Below are 17,061 nucleotides of genomic sequence, written 5' to 3' on the forward strand. Positions count from 1 at the left end.
ACCGCACCGGCCAGCGCGCCGACCCCCGTGGCATCTCGGAGTCGGCCAAGAACGCGGACTCGTCGGCTGGTAGGGGAGGCCGGACGGCGGCTGGCGTGGTGTCTACTGCTGCGGGGCGCCGGCCGCGGCCTGCGCGATGAAGCTCGCCACCGCTTCTGGCTGCGACAGGTAGACGGAGTGGCTGGCTGCGATCTCGGATACGGTGGCGCCGGCCCTCCGGGCCATGGCGTGCTGCGCCGGTGGCGGGATCATCTGGTCATCGGTGGCGACCAGGTACCAACTGGGCTTGCTCCGCCAGGCGGGTTCGGTTACCGCGCCTTCCATCGCGCCGATGCCCCACGGGACCTGGGAGTCGGCCATGAACTCGGCCTGTGGGGCCGGCAGGTCCGCAGCGAAGGAAGCCGGGAACTTCTCGCGGTCGAGGAAGAGGAACCCGTTTTGCGGGGGCAGGATCGGCGGTACCGGCGCGCCGGGCGGCGGGTCGGCGATGAGTGTGCTGACCGATTCCCCTTTGTCCGGGGCGAACGCCGCGACGTACACCAGCGCGGCCACGTTCGGGTGGGTACCGGCCTCGGTGATGACCACACCGCCGTAGGAGTGGCCGACCAGCACGACCGGTACGCCCTGGGCGTCGATGATCTGCCGGGTGGCTTCGACGTCACCCTGCAACGACAGGGTCGGGTTCTGCACGATGCTGACTCGGAAGCCGTCCCGGGTGAGTGATTCATAGACGCCCTGCCAGCCAGAGCCGTCGACGAATCCTCCGTGTACGAGAACAACATTTCGCAGCGTATGTGTGCCCATGGTGGTCCCTGTTCCTCTCGTGAGTCCGGGGCAATGCCAGGACAGTAGGCCGCCGTGCGCGAGCGCCGCGTACGTCATTTGACTTCAGTTCGTGACACAGGTTTCTGGCAGACAGCTCATGGGGAGTCCAGCGGGCCGTTACTACGGCGAGCGGAGTACACGCCGCTGACCTGGCGTTTCGTCCGCACCGGGCAGGCATTGCCGGGACAACCGCGTCTGCTGTCTTTGGGTACTGCTACGGGCCTTCTGCGGTCTGTCAGCGGCTGCGAGGATGGGTCTGATGTCGATCACTGTGAACAACCTTGGGCCACTGCTCGGTCGGGACGCCGAGACCGAGCTGCTTGGCTCGCTGCTTGATGGAATCCGGAGTAGCGGCGGGCCGCTCGTGCTGTACGGTGAGCCAGGAATCGGCAAGTCCCGGCTGCTTGCCGTGGCGGCTGCGGTTGCGCGCGAACGCGGCTTCACGGTGCTGAGCACGACCGGGGTACAGTCCGAGGCGCATCTGGCGTTTGCGGGCCTTCACCAGATGCTTCGCCCGGTGCGTTTCCGCGCGGCGGACTTACCGGCGACACAGCGTGCCGCGCTCGATGCCGTCTTCGGGCTGGCGCAGGAGTCGGCGCCGGAGCGATTCCGGATCGCGATGGCTGTTCTTGATCTGCTCTGCGAGGTGGCGACCGACGCACCGCTGCTGGTCCTGGCCGAGGACGCGCATTGGCTTGACCGCCCGACGACCGAAGTGCTCGCGTTCGTCGCCCGCCGCATACAGTCCGATCCGATCGTATTGGTGGCCGCCGCGCGCGAGGGTTACCCGTCGCCGCTCGTTGATGCCGGACTGCCACAGCAGCGCCTCAGCGGTCTCGCGCCCGCCGACGCGAAGACACTGCTGGACGCGTCAGCGCAGGAGCTCTCCCCGGTGATCCGTAACCGGGTGCTGAGCGAGGCCGCCGGCAATCCTCTCGCGCTCATTGAGCTGCCGACCACCGCGGCACGACTGGAGCCGATCGCGCCAGGGTCGCTGCCGCTCACGCAGCGGCTCGAACAGGCCTTCGCCGCCCGGGTGTCGGATCTGCCGGAGATGACCCGGCTGCTTCTGCTGGTCGCGGCGCACAGCGACGACGAGCGCGTCAGCGAGATCCTCGAGGCCGCGGGCGCGGTTGCGGGGACCACGTTGGGGCTCGAGCTGCTCGAACCGGCGGCCGAGGCCGCGATCGTCGACCTTGACCTGCACACGGTGCGCTTTCGCCACCCGCTGATCCGCTCGGCGGTGCGCCAGAGTGCGAGCCTGTCGCGGCGCCGCCAGGTGCACGAGGCGCTTGCCGAGGTACTGCGCGCCGAGCCGGACCGGCGCGTGTGGCATCGCGCTGCATTGATCAGCGGCACGCATGAAGAGATCGCCAAGGAACTGGAGGAGGCAGCCGGACGCGCGAGGCGCCGCGGCGCACTCGCGGTCGCGGTCACCGCTCTGCAGCGGGCAGCCCAGCTGAGCCCGTCCAAGCAGCGCGTCCGGCGCCTGCTCGCCGCAGCGCAGCTCGCCTTCGAGCTCGGCCAACGCGACGTCGTCACGCCGATACTGCGTGAGGTGGAGCACCTCGAGCCCGATCCGATCGAGCGAGCTCGCGCCACGTGGATTGAAGAAGTCGTCCACACGCGGCCACTTGGCGACACGCCACGTGCCGCAGCACTGATCGCCGCCGCCGAGCATGCGGGCAAGGCAGGTGATCACGAACTACAACTCGACATGGCCTGGCTTGTCGCCACCCGGGCCTGGATGGTGGATCCGGCACCCTCGGCACGCAGAGTCCTTGTCAAAGCGGCGAATCGCTTGGGTGATCCGGCATCCGCCGACCTGCGGATCCTTGCGATCCAGGCCTATGCCGACCCGTTCGGGACGGCACCGGCAGTAGTCGAGCGCGTCCGCGCAGCCGCGACCGATCTCCACCGCGATACCGACGCCGCCCGTCTCCTGGGCCCGGCAGCTGCAGCCGTGGGGGACTTCGATCTCGCTGCGAGATTCCTCGGTGAGGCGGTCGAGGGTCTCCGAACGAAAGGACGGCTCGGGCATCTGCCGCGCATGCTCACGCTGCAGGGAAGTATGGCAGCGCAGGTCGCTGACTGGGCCGTAGCGATTCCCGCGGCAGAAGAGGCTCGGCGCCTGGCGACAGAGCTCGGCGAGCCGCAATGGATCGCAGCAGCCGACACAGTCGATTCGATCATCGCCGGGATCCGAGGCGATCCGGACGCGGCTGAGCGAGCCGCGGCCCGGGCCGAGCGTATCGCGGTGCCGACCGGGGCGAACATTACCGTCGCCTTCGCGCAATTCGGTCGGATCCTCGCCGCACTCGGAGCGGGCAGGCACTCCGACGCCTACGAGGTGGCCGAACGCCTCTTCGATCCGGCGAGTCCGGCACACCACCCGATTGTCGCGTGCTGGCTCATCGGCGATCTCGCCGAAGCTGCACTGCACACCGGCCGGATCAACGAAGCACGAGCGCGCGTGAGACAGGTCGAGTCAGCATCCGGCGACATCCCGGGGACCTGCATCGCAGTAGGACTGCTGCACGCACGCGCGCTACTCGCCCAGGACCCCCAGGAGGCCGCGGGCCGCTTCGAGGGGGCACTCGGCGCCGACCTCACGCACTGGCCGCTTCAGCGTGCCCGGCTCCTGCTTGCACACGGCCAGTGGCTACGGCGCCAGCGCCGAATCGCCGAATCACGCACTCCGCTGCGGGACGCCCGCGATGCCTTCGACGCCATGGGCTGCGCAGCCTGGAGCGACCAAGCCCGCCGAGAGCTTCGAGCGTCCGGGGAGGCCAGCCGCCGACGCGACGTCGCCGCCAGCGACCAACTGACCGCTCAAGAGCTGCAAATCGCCCAACTCGCCGCCCAAGGGCTCTCAAACAGAGACATCGGACAGCAGCTGTATCTGTCCCACCGGACGATCGGCACACACCTCTACCGCATCTTTCCGAAGCTCGGGATTACCAGCCGCGGTGAACTTCGCTCGGCCCTCTCGGCGCGCATAGCACTGCGAGGACAGTGACGTGATCTCAACAAGATTCCGGTAGGTGTCGGTATTCGAAATGGGTGAGGTGGAGAGCGGCGCGGACGATGTCGCCGACCTGGCGTGGGCTGGCTGTGCTGTGACGCAGGGTCCGCCAGCGGCCGACGAGGATCGCGAAGCCGCGTTCTCCGAGGCACCGCATGGACCGAAGGACGGCGTTGTAGGTCCGGTTGTCGACGGCGAGCCGGCGGCCGTCGGCGGGCTGCTTGCACGGAGCGTGGATGCCCTGGCCAGCGCCTTCGTAGCCTGAGTCCGCCAGGGTCGACAGCCGCAGTTCGGAGGCCGCCCAGTAGAGGGCACCGGTGACGTCCAAACGCTGGGCGCAGGTCAGGTCATGCAGATGTCCGGGCATCGCATCCGAGGTCCAGATCGGGAGCCCGTCGGGGCGCATCACCGCCTGAATGTTCGCCCCGAAGTCGCGGTGTTTCCCGGAGTGCCACGCGTCGATCGTGTCGCCTTTCACGCTCACGGTGGTCTCGGCGAGGCGGTCGGTGTCGAACAGCTTCCCGTCGAGGATCACGTGCGACCAGCCGTCGGCGGCGACCCGGCGCAGCGCGTCGTGCAGGGTGGGTGTCTGCGCCGTCCAGGACCCGCACGGCCTCGGCAACGTACCGGTAGGCCGTAGCCCGCGACACCCCGAACCCCGCCCCGAGGGTGGCCTTGTCCTCACCCTTGCGAAACCACACCAACACCAGGATCGCCTGGTAGAAGCACGTCAGCGCACGGGTTCCCGGTCGGGTGCCCACCGCCCGACGCTCGGCACGAAGCAGCCGCGCCACATGCTGTACGAGTTCCCTGGGCACGTCGAGCCTGGCAGAATAGGCGATCACGTGGAGCCCTCTCGAAGACTGGATTCTGTCGCAAGAACCTGTCTATCGATGGCTCCACGTCCATATCCAACACCGTCCGGTATGGACGTTACGCCCGTGTCACCCCCACTCGGCCGCCGAACCTTGCTGAGATCACCTCACTGGATGTGGTGTCCTGCGGCGAGGTGACCGGCGAACGCCTCATTGCCGGCAGCAGCCTGAGCGCGCATGAAGTCGACGAGTGCGTTCAGCCGCGCGGCGACGGCGTTGACCAGGTCCGCGCGTCCGGCGTCGTCCAGCCCGTACCGGTCGCAGAAAACCCGGAGCCGGGCGGCCTGCTCCTCGGTGGTCCCGAAGCCGCGGCTGTGCCCGGGCACGGCTCGGTCCTCGGCCTCAGCAGGCCGCTGGCTGATTATCACTTCTTCGGTGACGAACTTCTTCCCGCGCCCCCGGGTCCTGGCCCGGGGCACCCGCAGCGCACGACCGGTCCGCAGACAGGCTGTCAACTCGCGGCGCAACGCGCCGCGGCCCTGGAGGTACAGGGCTGGTAGATGGCCTCGTGCGAGATCCGCATCGTCTCGTCCTCGGGGAAGTCGACCGGGAGCCGGTTGGCGATCTGCTCCGGGCTCCATGACGGTCGCCCAGCGCCGGTCCTGGCGACGCCCGTGACGACGCCCGATCCAGCGCACCTGCGGTCCTTCAACCCCGCTGCCGTTCAGGACGCGGACTGTGCCAGCCAGCCGCTCCTGCACATACTGCCGCAGTCGATCGTTCGCGGCGAGCTTGCTCACCTTGGGCCGGGCCGGGCCGGCGTCGGCCTCGCCACCGCCGCCGCGGTGGTCGTGTTGATCCCGTCGTATCCGCCGGACGCCGGGGGTGCCGCCCGGGGCACCGCGCCCGACGCGCGACGTTTCACGATGCTCCTGATCGCGACCGCCGTCGGCATCACCGGCTTCCTGACCCTGCAGACCTATGTCACGCCGCTCCTGCTCGACGTCAGCGGCTTCACCGATGCCGTGTTGGCGCCGTTGCTGTTCGTCTCCGGCGTGGCCGGCGTCGCCGGCACGATCGCCGTGGCCCGCACACTGGACGGTCATCCGATCGCCTCGCTGCTGGCACCGTTGGGCGTCGGCACGGTGTCCCTGCTCAGCCTCGCCGCGCTCGACGTGCTGCGGCCCGTGGCGGCAGTCCTGCTCGCCGGCATCGGCCTCGCCTACGCGGCGTTCGGCACCGCCGTGCAGAGCCGGATGCTGCAACTCGCCCCCGGCAGCACCGATCTCGCCTCGGCTGGTGTCAGCACCGCCTTCAACGTCGGCATCGCGGTCGGGTCGCTGCTCGGCGGGGCCTTGCTGCCCGACCCGGGACCGCGTCTGCTCGCGCTGGTCGGCGGGCTGCTGACGCTGGCCGCGCTCGCGCTGCTCGCCGTCGACGCGGGGCGGCGCGCCACCTCGCCCGCACCCCGCCCGTCCGCTGCCGTCCGCGCCGCCCATGGCACCCGCGCGGGGTACGAACTGAGCCGGTCGCCGGGCTGGCTGGATGACCTTGTCATTCATCGAACGACATCGTTGACGCGTTAGTTAATGTTCTTTAATATTTGGCCTACCTCGAGGAAGACCACCCCTGTCCCGCCCGTACGCCCGGCTGGCGGATGGCCGATCCAGCGCCGGCCGGGACGGCAACTGCGTCGCAACCCGTCTACGGGAAGGCCCTCGATGTCCTCACCACACCCCTGCCGCCGCTCTCCCCTGGCCGCCGGCCTGCTCGCGCTGGCCACCGCCGGCGCGACCCTCGCCCTCACCCCGGCCACCGCCGAAGCTGCGGTCCTGCCGAACAACTTCAAGAGCGTCGGCTACATGCCGTCCTGGAGCGGCAGCGTCAACACCATCCAGTACGGCAAGCTCACCCACATCAACTACGCGTTCGTGCTGCCCAACAACGACGGCAGCCTGCGCCCGGTGGACAACCCCAGCAAGCTCTCATCGCTCGTCTCGCTCGGGCACGCCAACAACGTCAAGGTGTCGATCGCGATCGGCGGATGGAACGACGGCAACGACTCGGCGTTCGAGGCGCTGGCCGCCGGCTCCGGCACCCGCACCGCGTTTGTCAACAACGTGGTCAACTTCGTCAACCAGTACAACCTCGACGGCGTCGACATCGACTGGGAGTATCCCGACCCGGGCACCTCGGCCACCAACTACTCGCTGCTGATGCAGCAGCTCGGCAGCGCGCTGCACAGCCGCGGCAAGCTGCTCACCGCCGCCGTGGTCTCCGAGGGCTACTACGTGCAGGGTGTACCGACGACGGTGTTCGGCTACGTCGACTGGCTGAACATCATGGCGTACGACGGCGGCAGTCCGCACGCCAACTACGACTGGTCAATCAACAGCGTGAACGGGTGGAAGTCGCGCGGCCTGCCGGCCAGCAAGGCGGTGCTCGGCGTGCCCTTCTACAGCCGGCCCGGCTACTACACCTACTCCGCGCTGGTCGGCATGGACCCGGCCAACGCCAACCGGGACTGCACCACCGTCAGCGGCGCGCAACAGTGCTACAACGGCATCCCGACCGTCAAACGCAAGACCCAGTGGGCGCTGGCCAACGCGGGCGGCATGATGAACTGGGAACTCTCCCAGGACACCACCGGCTCGACCTCGCTGGTCAGCGCGATCTACGACACCGTCATGGGCGGCACGCCGCCACCGAGCGGGCGGACCGGCCCGATCACCGGCATCGGTGGCAAGTGCGTCGACGTCGCCGCGGCCGGCACCGCGAACGGCACCGCCGTCCAGCTGTACACCTGCAACGGCACCGCCGCGCAGAGCTGGACCGTGGCCACCGACGGCACGCTCCGCGCCCTGGGCAAGTGCGCCGACGTGACCAGCGGCTCCACCGCCAACGGGGCGAAGGTCCAACTCTGGGACTGCAACGGCACCGGCGCCCAGGTCTGGCAGGCCCAGTCCAACGGCACGCTGCGCAACCCGCAGTCGAACAAGTGCCTGGACGCCACCGACAACAGCTCCGCCGACGGCACCCGGCTGCAGATCTGGGACTGCTTCGGCGGCGCCAACCAGGTCTGGCGCCTGCCGGCGTGACCCCACCGCGGCCCCCGTCACGCCCTACTCGGCACGGCGGGGGCCGCACTGCTCGGTGCCGCCGGTCACCGGCCGCCAGCCGCTCCACGGCGGGCCGGTCCGGGACTGGCCGGTCCGGGCCGGCCACGTTCCCGGCGGCGGGCGACGAAGCCGGTGGGACCTCACCCGGGCGGGGCGGCGATCCGCCCCGCCGGGTGGGTCTCAGCGGCCCCGGGTGGCCCGGCAGATCGCCACCGGCAGGGCGGCGCGCCGTCGACCGGAGCCGGGTCCTCCGGCGTGGCGGCGATCCCGCCAGCCGCGATCCGGTCCAAGGTGGCCAGCCCGGCCGCGTCGACCGTGCCGAAGCCACGATCACGCCACGACGCAATTAACGCAGTCAATTATGTCCGCCTACGTCAACGCTAGGATCCGGAGCTCTTTTAGCCGGCCTGCATGAGGTTGCCCTTCGCCTGCCTGCGCGACTGAAGGCACCTATCGATCAATTAGTTCGACGCCGGCGATCCGATGCGCAAGCCGGCGAACTACCTGTTTGACCACGATGCTGCGTAGTTCGCTCATCGGGCGGGCCGTCAAGATGAGTGCCGATTAACGTGAAGCAGCGGAACTCCCTGCATTGAAGGCTTGTCCTTGCAGGACAATCCTTTGCAGGGAGTTCCGTTGTTCCGTTATTGTGTATTTAACTGGGTGCGTCAGTTGGGTGACACATCACGCTGGCCTCCCTACCGTGTAGGTGCGTAGGTTCGGGTCGGCGGAGATCTGCGTGTCTGTATATTTGATGGTGTCCCAGCCCTTCTGGGAGTACAGCCGGGTCTGGTCCGCGTAGTGCGGCGAGTTGCGGTTGGCCGACTGGGAGTATGCGAGGATTTGGCGTCCGGTCGGTCCGTTCGCGCCGAACTCGACGGCCATGACGAAGGACGTGCCGTGTTGGATCTTCGGGTAGCCGACGCCGGGTTCGAGTGTGCTGCTGATCACGTTGAAGGCTCCGGCGCTCTCCGGGCCACCGTGGATCGGGATCCGTTCGGCACCGCCCGGCTCGGTCTGGATCGCGCCGAGAGGGGCGTCGAGTGGGATGCCAGCCAACCGTTGCACGGCGTCGGCCAACGCGGTGAGTACTCTGGGGTCGTCCTTCGCAAGGATCCGTGGTGTGTTGACCGGGTCGGTCATCACGAACGGCTCCTGGAATGGGGTGCGGCCGCGCGCGAACTCGTTGAACAGGTGGGCACCGCGGCTGTCCAGATCGACGCGCAGGTTCCAGGTACGCAGTGCCGCACAGGCTTCGGTGAGGTCGACGGTGTCGCCGCCGGATGCCGTGGCGGTGGGGTTAGCCGTGCACAGCGCGACCAGGTCGTCGCGGACGAGTTCGCCGCCGTAGACCCGGTTGCCGAACGCGACCTGCCAGAGGTTCTCGGTGGTGAACGTGGTACCTGGCAGCCCGTCGGTACCGGCGAGCCGCTGCTGCACCTGAAGCACGCCGAGCCGGGTTCGCAGGCTGCGCTCCGTCTGTTCGCTGCCGATGATGCGCGGGTAACCGGTCAAGGGTTGTGCCGGGTTGGCCAGCCAGTGGCTGTTGTTGGAGTTGGTGACGTAGTCGGTGCGGAACAGCACCGGTAGGTGTGCCGGGCCGAGGATGCCGGGCACGGCGGCGTCCGGGTCGACGCCCAGTGCGCATTTCGAGGCCGACCCGTCGAGGACCGCGAGGCCGGTCTCCTTGTACATTTCCTTGAACGGCGTGGGGATGCACGTGGCCGTGAGGGTGTCGATGACCCGTGGGACGACCGAGTGGTCACCGTACAGCGCCTCGCCGGTCGCGTCTGCGGCGACGGTGTTGTTCCACGGAACGAACTGGTACCGGTCGAGCACGGTCTTCAACTCGCGGACTGTTCGGGCACGACCCATCTGCAGCCATCCGTCCAGCGCCCGAAGGTTGTCGGCGTTGATGTCGGTCATCGCGTACGCCGTCGTGGTGGTCCATGGGAGTTCGCCGGAGTAGACGACGACGGGTCCGTACAGGGTGTCGTACATGGTCCGGGTGACGGGCCTGGTGCCGCCGGTCGTCGTCGGCACCTGGACCGTGACGGTGCGTCGGGTCATCTTCCGGGGGCGGCCGTCGTAGTAGTACGACGTGGGGTCGCCGGGTACCAGGGTCAGCTTGTGGAAGACGTGCCGCCAAGCGGTGGAGGTGGTATGGCTCCAGCCCAGGGAGGCGTTGTGGCCGATCTGGATGATGGGGTCGCCGACGAGTGACGCTCCTTCCACGTCGTACACGCCGGGGATTCTCAGGTGCATGCGGTAGAACCGGTCCGGGCCCTCCCAGGGGAAGTGTGGGTTGGCCAGCAGCATCCCGGTTCGGTTCGCGGTCGCCTCTCGGCCCAGCCCGTAGGCGTTACTGCCCAGCCCGTTGGTCTCGTTGCGGCCCATCGTCTTCTCGACCACGTCCGCGACGTCCGTCCCGCTCCGCGGCGCCCGGTCGCTCGCGCCTGCCGGCGGCGGAGCCGCGCCGACAATGGCGTCGAGCGCGGCGAGGGAGCCGCTGCGGATCATGGTCGCCCACGTGGTACGCCAGAGGTCGAGTTCGTTCAGCGGGCGTACCCAGAGCTTGCCGCGGCATTGCGGGTCGGTCAGGTTCGCGACCCCGGTCTTGGACAGGTAGTCGTTGTAGCCAGCGGCGAACCCGCGCACGAGATCACGGACCTGCTGCGACGGCGCGTCCACGCCGTTGGGTGTACCGGCGAGCAGGCGCTCGACCACCCGGTCCAGTTTCGCCTTCTGGAAGAACACGTCGCTGCGTAGGTTCTCATCGTCGGCGCCGAAGTACCGCGACCGTGTCGCGTCGACCCTGGCGACCTTTTCGGCGATCAGGCAGATGTTGTCTTCGGCCTGCGCATAGCCTGCGCCGAAGCCCAGGCTGGCGAAGTTCGCCGCGGTGATGTGCGGCACGCCGTACGAGGTACGGCTGATCCTGGCTGTGTACGTCAGACGGCTGTCGGTCGTCTGACCGCTGGCCGTTCCGACGCCTGTCGCCAATCCGGCAACGAGCAGGACGACGACGGCACCAACGCGGACGAAGCGGTTGCGGCGTGTGGCGCCGCCGCGGTCAGACCTCACGGCGGTCCATCGTGGTAACTGCGATGACGACGGCCGCGATCGCCCAAGCCGTGAACACGATCCATGCCTCGGTGATCGTCACCGGGTACTTCTCCGTGGGGCCGCCGGGGCTCGGGCGCCCCGGGACGGTCAGGATCTGATGCGCCGGGTTCTCGACCAACGCCCGCCAGGCGCTGTACACCATGGCGTTTCCGATCTCCTTGACCCAACGGTACGTCTCGCCCTGGAACAGCGCCGGTGCCAGCACCAGCACGCCAATCGCGGCGACGATCGTGCCGGCGGCGTGCCGGATCATCGCGCCGAGCGCCATGCCGACCAGGGCGCACACCGGGGCGAGCAGCGCGGACGCGGCGACCGCGCGGAACGCGCCAGGCGCGGTGATCGACAGACCGATGTGTTCTTGGTGGTAAATCGCCTGGGTGACACTGAACGAGGCCGCCGAGACTAGCCCTCCGAAGGCCAACATGACTACGGTCATGACGACGACCTTGGCCAACACCACCGACCGGCGGGCCGGCACGGCGGTGAACGTCGTCCGGATCAGCCCGCTCGTGTACTCGCCGAAGATCATGATGGCACCCACGCTGCACGCGACGATCCCGAGGATCTGAAACGCCTCCTGCGCAAAGGCGGCGATCATCGGGTCAATACCGAGGCGCTGCAACGGTGAAGTGCTTCTGGCTATGAGGGTGACGTTGGAGCGGGCGGAGTTCGTGGTGATCCCGACGCAGATCAGCGCGCCGGCCGCGAGTACGCCGTAGGTGGAGCGCAGCGACCACAGCTTGATCCATTCGGCGGCGACCAGGTCGCGGAACCGGGCGCGGATCCGGGTGGCGGTCATCGCTGGCCTCCGGCGAGGTACTCGACGCTGTCGGCGGTCAGTTCCATGAACGCTTCTTCCAGGGAGTTGGTTTGGGTGGTTACTTCGTGTAGCAGGATTCGGTGGTCGAAGGCGAGTTGGCCGATGCGGGCCGCGGTCAGCCCGGTCACGGTGCAGCCACCGTCGCCGTGTGCGGTGACCGTGGCGCCCTCGGCGGTCAGCAGAGCCGCCAGCGCCGTGGCGTCTGGGGTACGGACGGTGACCTGCTGCTTGGTGCTGCGGGCCGCGAACTCGGCCAGGGGTTCGGCGGCGATCAGCCTGCCCCGGCCGATGACGATGAGCTCATCAGCGGTGTTCTGCATCTCGCTCATCAGGTGGCTGGAGACGAACACGGTTCGCCCCTCGGCGGCCAGCCGCCGGAACAGACCACGTGCCCACAGCACGCCTTCGGGGTCCAAGCCGTTGATCGGCTCGTCGAACAGCAGCACCGGCGGGTCGCCGAGCAGGGCGGTGGCGATACCCAACCGCTGTTTCATGCCGAGCGAGAACCCGCCGATGCGGCGGCCGGCCGCGCTGGCCAGCCCCACCTGCTCCAGGACCTCGTCGACCCGCCGGCGCGGCAGGCCGTTGCTGCGGGCCAGGGCCCACAGGTGGGCACTGGCGCTGCGGCCGCCATGGACGTCGCCGGCGTCGAGCAGCGCGCCGACGTGCCGCAGCCCCCGGGGCAGGTCGCGGAACCGGCGTCCGTCGATGGTGGCGGTGCCGCTGGTGGGCTCGGTCAGGCCGAGGATCATGCGTAGCGTGGTGGACTTTCCGGCCCCGTTCGGGCCGAGGAACCCGGTCACCAGCCCTGGGCGGACCGTGAACGACAGGCCGTCGACGGCCGTGACCTTTCGGTAACGCTTGGTCAGTTGGTTGACTTCGATCACGCCGCCAACGCTCCCGCAGGGTGGGCCCGGGCCGCATCGCACCGCCGGTGACAATCGCACCGGTTGGCTGTCGACCGTGGTTGTACAACCGACGGCCGACGCTCTGCCGAACACGCGAGATTACGATCGGCGCATGTCCACCGCCACGAGGCTGCCGCTGCTCAAGGCCGTGCCGCCGGGGGTCTGGACGGCACTGACCTGGTGTGTCGCCACGGCGTACTCGCTTGTCATGTTCGTCCGGTTGCCGGGTGAGGTGGAGGTGCCAGTCATCCCGTTCCGGGATCCGTTGGACCGTACGGCTCAATCCTGGTCCTATCTGGTGGTGGCCACCGCCCTGGCGCTGACGGGCAGCGCCCTGCTGCGCCGGCGACCGCTGCCGGCCGTCGTGCTGCTGCTGGCCGGGTCGGTCGCCGCAGCGATGGCGCTCAACTCGACCGAGATCGCGTTTCTGCAGTTCCTGGCCGTCGACGTGGCGTTGTGTTTCATCGCCGCGGCCCAGTCCCGGCGGACGTCGATCGCGGCTATCGCCATGGGAGTCGGGGTGCTGGCCGGCTACGCGGTCGCGCGAGTACTGCTTGGTTACCCGATCGGCACCTCGACCCAGTTGGCCGTCGCGCTCAGCGCGATCGTCGCCTGGCTGGCCGGCAACTCGATCCGGCAAGCCCGCGAACACGCCGACGCAATGGTGGCCCAGGCAGCCACTCAAGCGGTCACCGCCGAGCGTCTGCGGATCTCCCGCGAGCTGCACGACAGCGTCGCGCACAGCATCGGCATCATCGCCCTGCAAGCCGGCGCGGCCAGCCGGGTCATCGACACCCAGCCGTCCGCTGCACGGTCCGCGATGACGGCCGTGGAAACTGCCAGCCGGCAGACCCTTACTGAACTGCGGCGCATGCTCGGTCTCCTCCGTGACACCGACGCCGGCTCAACACCGGGCGTCGTTCGGCCCGGCGCCTGGCCTGGCCGACGTCGAGCGACTGGCCGAAGCGACCAGCGCCGCCGGCCTTCAGGTCCAGCTACGCTGGCTCGGCGACCACCGGCCCCTGCCCACCGACCTCGGCATCTCCGCGTACCGCATCATTCAGGAGTCCATCACCAACGTGATCCGCCACGCCGCCACCACCACCTGTCGCGTCACCATCGACCAGCGGGACAACGAGCTCGCCATCACGATCGACAACGACGGACGCTGCCGCGCGCAGCGCACGGGCACCGGACACGGCATCGCCGGCATGCGGGAACGCGTTCAACTACTACACGGTCATTTTCACGCCGGCCCCCGCCCCGAAGGCGGCTTCCACGTCATCGCCCGCCTACCCGTACCGGCAGCGCCGCGATGACCGTCCGCATCGTCCTCGCCGACGACCAACCCCTCGTCCGCAGCGCACTCAGGATGGTCATCAACGACGCCGCCGACCTCGACGTCGCCGGCGAAGCCAGCACCGGGGCAGAAGCCATCCGACTCGCCACCGACCTGCAACCCGACGTGGTCGTCATGGATATCCGCATGCCCGACCCCGACGGCATCGACGCCACCCGCGCGATCACCGGCCAACCGGACGCCCCGCGGATCGTCGTCCTGACCACCTTCGATCATGACGAGTACGTCTACGCCGCGCTGCGCGCCGGCGCCTCAGGGTTCCTCGTCAAAGACATGGCCCTCGACGACATCCTCACCGCGATCCGCGTCGTCGCCGCCGGCGACGCGCTCATCGCCCCCAGCGTCACCCGCCGCCTGATTCAGGAATTCGCCGGCCGACCCGAACCAAAGCCGCAACCACGGCCGGTCGTCAACGGCATCACCGAACGGGAACGCGAAGTGCTGACACTCATCGGACGCGGCCTCTCCAACAGCGAAATTGCCGCCGCGATGTCCATCAGCGTCGCCACCTCCAAGACCTACGTGACACGACTACTCGCCAAGCTCGACGCCCGCGACCGAGTACACCTGGTCATCATCGCGTACGAAACCGGCCTGGTAACACCGCCCCGCACCTGACGATCACCACCACAAACCCCACTTTCACCGTCCGCCCAAGCCCTTCCAGGCAACTTCGCCGAGTGGGCTGGCGCGGACTTGCCTGGTGCAGAGAAGGCTGTTACGCCGCAACCGGGCCGTGGCGACTATCTCTTGTCTCATCGCCTCGACGTCACTGGCCGCGACGCGATTCAGGGGCCAATCACCCCACGCGGCGGCCATCCGCTCCCAGTACGTGTCGTACGTACGTCTCCCAACCACACAGCTGCAAACCAGGTGACCAGCCGGGCCCGCGCCGCACGGTTGAGCCAACAGATGTTGCGAGTGGCCGAGTCCCACGAACCGTGGCATCGTCAGCTCTCTATATCGAGGTGGATGCCTGTAACACTGTGTGTGGGGAGCGTCCTGATGCAATACGCGCCGGAACTCGACGGCCCCGACCTGCTCGGCTGGTGGATATGGCAGCCGAACCAGCGAGGCCGCCAGCGGGCGCGGCGCCCGACAACGTCACCTCCACTCGGCATCCGCTTCGCCTTCTACGGCCGGATGTCCACCGTCGACTTTCAGGATCGGGCGTCGTCGTGCCGGTGGCAGCGCAACTACGCCGAGGACCTCGTCGCCGGTCATGGTCGGATCGTGGTCGAGTTCTTCGACGAGGGTGTCTCTCGCCGGGCGGCCTGGCCGGACCGGCCGCAGGCGGCACGGCTGCTTACCGCGGTGGCGGACCCGGCGCGCGGGTTCGACGCGATCGTCGTGGGCGAGTACGAACGGGCCTTCCACGGCCAGCAGCTCGAACAGCTGACCCCCACCCTCGTAAGGCACGGCGTGCAGCTGTGGCTGCCGGAGACCTACGGGCCGGTGGACTTCGACAGCCCTCGGCAGTTGGCGCTGCTGGACCTGCTGGGTGTGCACTCCCAGCGGGAGGTGTCCCGGGCCCGGCATCGCACCACCGCGGCGATGCGCGCCCAAGCTGAGCTGCAGGGCCGGCACCTCGGCGGCCGGCCGCCTTACGGCTACCGGCTGGTTGACGCCGGGCCTCATCCGAACCGCGCCCACGCCGCCTGGGGACGACGTCTCCATCGTCTGGAACCCGACCCGGTCACCGCGCCCTGGGTGAGGTGGATCTTCGAGCAGCGGCTCGCCCGGTCGCAGCGTGGCCAGCATCGCCCGCGCCCTCAACGACACCGGCGTACCGTGCCCGTCCGGCGCCGACCGGGCACGTAACCCTCACCGCGGCGGCCAAGGCTGGATGCTGACCACCGTGGCTGCGATCCTGGCCAACCCCCGCTACACCGGCCGACAGCTCTGGAACCGGCAACGCACCGACCACCACGACATCGAGCCCGACGGCACCATCACACGGCATCACGAAGTCCAGCGCTGGAACGCCGCCCCGCAGTGGGTCATCTCCCGCCAGATCGCTCACCCGCCGCTGGTGAGCGAGGAGCAGTTCGTCGCGGCCCAAGCCATCCACACCGCACCCACCCCCGCTGACGGCGCTCCCCGCCACTACCTCCTCGCCGGCCTCGTATGCTGCGGCGTCTGCGGCCGCATCATGGGACTCCCACTGGGTCCACGGCCGTCCCGGCTACCGCTGCCGGCACGGCCACACCAGCAGCCGCACCAAGACCTCTCCCCGACCGAAGATCCTCTACATCCGGAAAGACCACCTGCTGGACCGCATCCGACACGACCGCGGACTACACCGTCACCATCCCGCGCTGCGCAGCCCCGACCCGGACAAGGTCGCCACCTGCCTGCGCACCAACAACATGATCATCGTGTGCGGCCAGCACACCTGGACCCTCGAAGCCGAGACCGGGATCTACACGCTCAACCCGCAGGGAAGCGGCAGGGTCATTGCGTAGTTGGGTAGCTGCTGGTCACGGTGGTGATGAGGTCGTGGGGGCGTCGGTTGGCGCGTCTGGTGGCTCTGGCGATGTTGGTCTCGCCGTTGCCGCGGTGGAATCCGATGGCGGTGTTGCGCAGGACCGCTGCGACGGCGGGTCCGTTGCCGGTACGTGCCCGGTGGGCGTCCTCGTGGAAGGTCACATCGCGGACCCAGTGCAGCCGGTTCTCGATATGCCATTCCAGGCGGGCCCATTCCTGCAGGTCAGCGGGCTGGGCGTGGGCGGCGGGCAGTGACGCCACCAGATAGACGGTCTCTCGTGTGCGCTTGCCGGCCACCGTGCGGGTACGGGTGATCCGGACGGCCTGTTGGGCGTGGGGGAAGCCGATGCCACCGGGAGTCTGGACGGTCAACGCCTTGACGGTACGGGTCTCACGACGGCCGTGTCCGGTGTCGCGGTGTTGGTCCCCGACCGGCACCTGCGCCCAGGGCAGATGCTTGAGCTGGGCGAACAAGGTCGGCGTGGAGTAAGCCGCGCGGCGCGGTGTCCTCTTGGGATCGTTTCCGCGCGACTTCTCCCCGAACCGGACGTGCGAGTTTCCCCGCATCGCGGCTCT

Annotated in this window: 14 protein-coding genes and 4 pseudogenes; 8 read left to right on the forward strand and 10 right to left on the reverse strand. The window is 68.8% G+C overall.

Annotated elements, in window-relative coordinates:
- Nucleotides 1-102: 102 nt before the first annotated feature.
- Nucleotides 103-804, reverse strand: coding sequence for an alpha/beta hydrolase (locus AB0I41_RS28470; RefSeq protein ID WP_357113668.1), 702 nt, complete (start codon nt 802-804; stop codon nt 103-105).
- A 280-nt stretch (nt 805-1,084) separates the two neighbouring features.
- On the opposite strand from AB0I41_RS28470, the gene AB0I41_RS28475 reads away from it, so the two are divergent.
- The gene (locus tag AB0I41_RS28475; protein WP_357113669.1) at nt 1,085-3,844 is read left to right on the forward strand and encodes an AAA family ATPase; all 2,760 of its coding nucleotides are present in this window, start codon (nt 1,085-1,087) and stop codon (nt 3,842-3,844) included.
- A 7-nt stretch (nt 3,845-3,851) separates the two neighbouring features.
- On the opposite strand, the gene AB0I41_RS28480 is transcribed toward AB0I41_RS28475, so the two are convergent.
- The 4 genes and pseudogenes from AB0I41_RS28480 to AB0I41_RS28495 all read right to left on the reverse strand — a co-directional run.
- Nucleotides 3,852-4,385, reverse strand: a complete 534-nt coding sequence (locus tag AB0I41_RS28480) for a transposase family protein (protein ID WP_357113670.1) — start codon at nt 4,383-4,385, stop codon at nt 3,852-3,854.
- A 124-nt stretch (nt 4,386-4,509) separates the two neighbouring features.
- A pseudogene (locus AB0I41_RS28485) lies at nt 4,510-4,695 on the reverse strand (IS5/IS1182 family transposase); the annotation flags it as partial.
- Nucleotides 4,696-4,832: 137 nt separating this feature from the next.
- A complete protein-coding gene (locus AB0I41_RS28490; RefSeq protein WP_357113681.1) occupies nt 4,833-5,051 on the reverse strand; it encodes a hypothetical protein in 219 nt (72 codons plus the stop codon).
- Nucleotides 5,040-5,474 (reverse strand): annotated as a pseudogene (locus AB0I41_RS28495) (IS30 family transposase); the annotation flags it as partial. The pseudogene AB0I41_RS28495 and the gene AB0I41_RS28490, both read right to left, overlap by 12 nt.
- A gap of 273 nt (nt 5,475-5,747) precedes the next feature.
- Between AB0I41_RS28495 and AB0I41_RS28500 the strand changes: the two are divergent.
- Nucleotides 5,748-6,251 (forward strand): hypothetical protein, encoded by a 504-nt coding sequence (locus AB0I41_RS28500; protein WP_357113671.1) that lies wholly within the window; start codon nt 5,748-5,750, stop codon nt 6,249-6,251.
- A 135-nt stretch (nt 6,252-6,386) separates the two neighbouring features.
- Complete coding sequence (locus AB0I41_RS28505) at nt 6,387-7,763, forward strand: glycosyl hydrolase family 18 protein (protein WP_357113672.1); 1,377 nt, start codon at nt 6,387-6,389, stop codon at nt 7,761-7,763.
- 201 nt (nt 7,764-7,964) lie between these two features.
- On the opposite strand, the pseudogene AB0I41_RS28510 reads toward AB0I41_RS28505, so the two are convergent.
- From AB0I41_RS28510 to AB0I41_RS28525, 4 genes and pseudogenes are all read right to left on the reverse strand, one after another.
- Nucleotides 7,965-8,107: pseudogene (locus AB0I41_RS28510) on the reverse strand (peptidylprolyl isomerase); the annotation flags it as partial.
- A 361-nt stretch (nt 8,108-8,468) separates the two neighbouring features.
- A complete protein-coding gene (locus tag AB0I41_RS28515) occupies nt 8,469-10,787 on the reverse strand; it encodes an acylase (RefSeq protein WP_357113678.1) in 2,319 nt (772 codons plus the stop codon).
- A gap of 70 nt (nt 10,788-10,857) precedes the next feature.
- Nucleotides 10,858-11,709: a hypothetical protein gene (locus AB0I41_RS28520; RefSeq protein ID WP_357113673.1), complete on the reverse strand. Its 852-nt coding sequence runs from the start codon at nt 11,707-11,709 to the stop codon at nt 10,858-10,860.
- Complete coding sequence (locus AB0I41_RS28525) at nt 11,706-12,617, reverse strand: ATP-binding cassette domain-containing protein (RefSeq protein WP_357113674.1); 912 nt, start codon at nt 12,615-12,617, stop codon at nt 11,706-11,708. The genes AB0I41_RS28520 and AB0I41_RS28525 overlap by 4 nt, the downstream gene beginning before the upstream one ends.
- Nucleotides 12,618-13,299: 682 nt before the next feature.
- On the opposite strand from AB0I41_RS28525, the pseudogene AB0I41_RS28530 reads away from it, so the two are divergent.
- The 5 genes and pseudogenes from AB0I41_RS28530 to AB0I41_RS28550 all read left to right on the forward strand — a co-directional run.
- A pseudogene (locus tag AB0I41_RS28530) lies at nt 13,300-13,473 on the forward strand (histidine kinase dimerization/phosphoacceptor domain-containing protein); the annotation flags it as partial.
- 244 nt (nt 13,474-13,717) lie between these two features.
- Nucleotides 13,718-13,957 (forward strand): ATP-binding protein, encoded by a 240-nt coding sequence (locus AB0I41_RS28535; protein WP_357113679.1) that lies wholly within the window; start codon nt 13,718-13,720, stop codon nt 13,955-13,957.
- Complete coding sequence (locus AB0I41_RS28540; RefSeq protein WP_357113680.1) at nt 13,954-14,616, forward strand: response regulator transcription factor; 663 nt, start codon at nt 13,954-13,956, stop codon at nt 14,614-14,616. Before AB0I41_RS28535 ends, AB0I41_RS28540 begins: the two co-directional genes overlap by 4 nt.
- A 387-nt stretch (nt 14,617-15,003) precedes the next feature.
- A complete protein-coding gene (locus AB0I41_RS28545) occupies nt 15,004-15,819 on the forward strand; it encodes a recombinase family protein (protein ID WP_357113675.1) in 816 nt (271 codons plus the stop codon).
- Nucleotides 15,749-16,471, forward strand: coding sequence for a recombinase family protein (locus AB0I41_RS28550; protein ID WP_357113676.1), 723 nt, complete (start codon nt 15,749-15,751; stop codon nt 16,469-16,471). The genes AB0I41_RS28545 and AB0I41_RS28550 overlap by 71 nt, the downstream gene beginning before the upstream one ends.
- On the opposite strand, the gene AB0I41_RS28555 is transcribed toward AB0I41_RS28550, so the two are convergent.
- The coding region (locus AB0I41_RS28555; protein WP_357113677.1) for an ISAs1 family transposase at nt 16,453-17,061 on the reverse strand (609 nt) is incomplete at its 5' end. The genes AB0I41_RS28550 and AB0I41_RS28555 overlap by 19 nt on opposite strands.

This window comes from Micromonospora sp. NPDC050200 (assembly GCF_040656135.1).
GTDB lineage: Bacteria > Actinomycetota > Actinomycetes > Mycobacteriales > Micromonosporaceae > Micromonospora.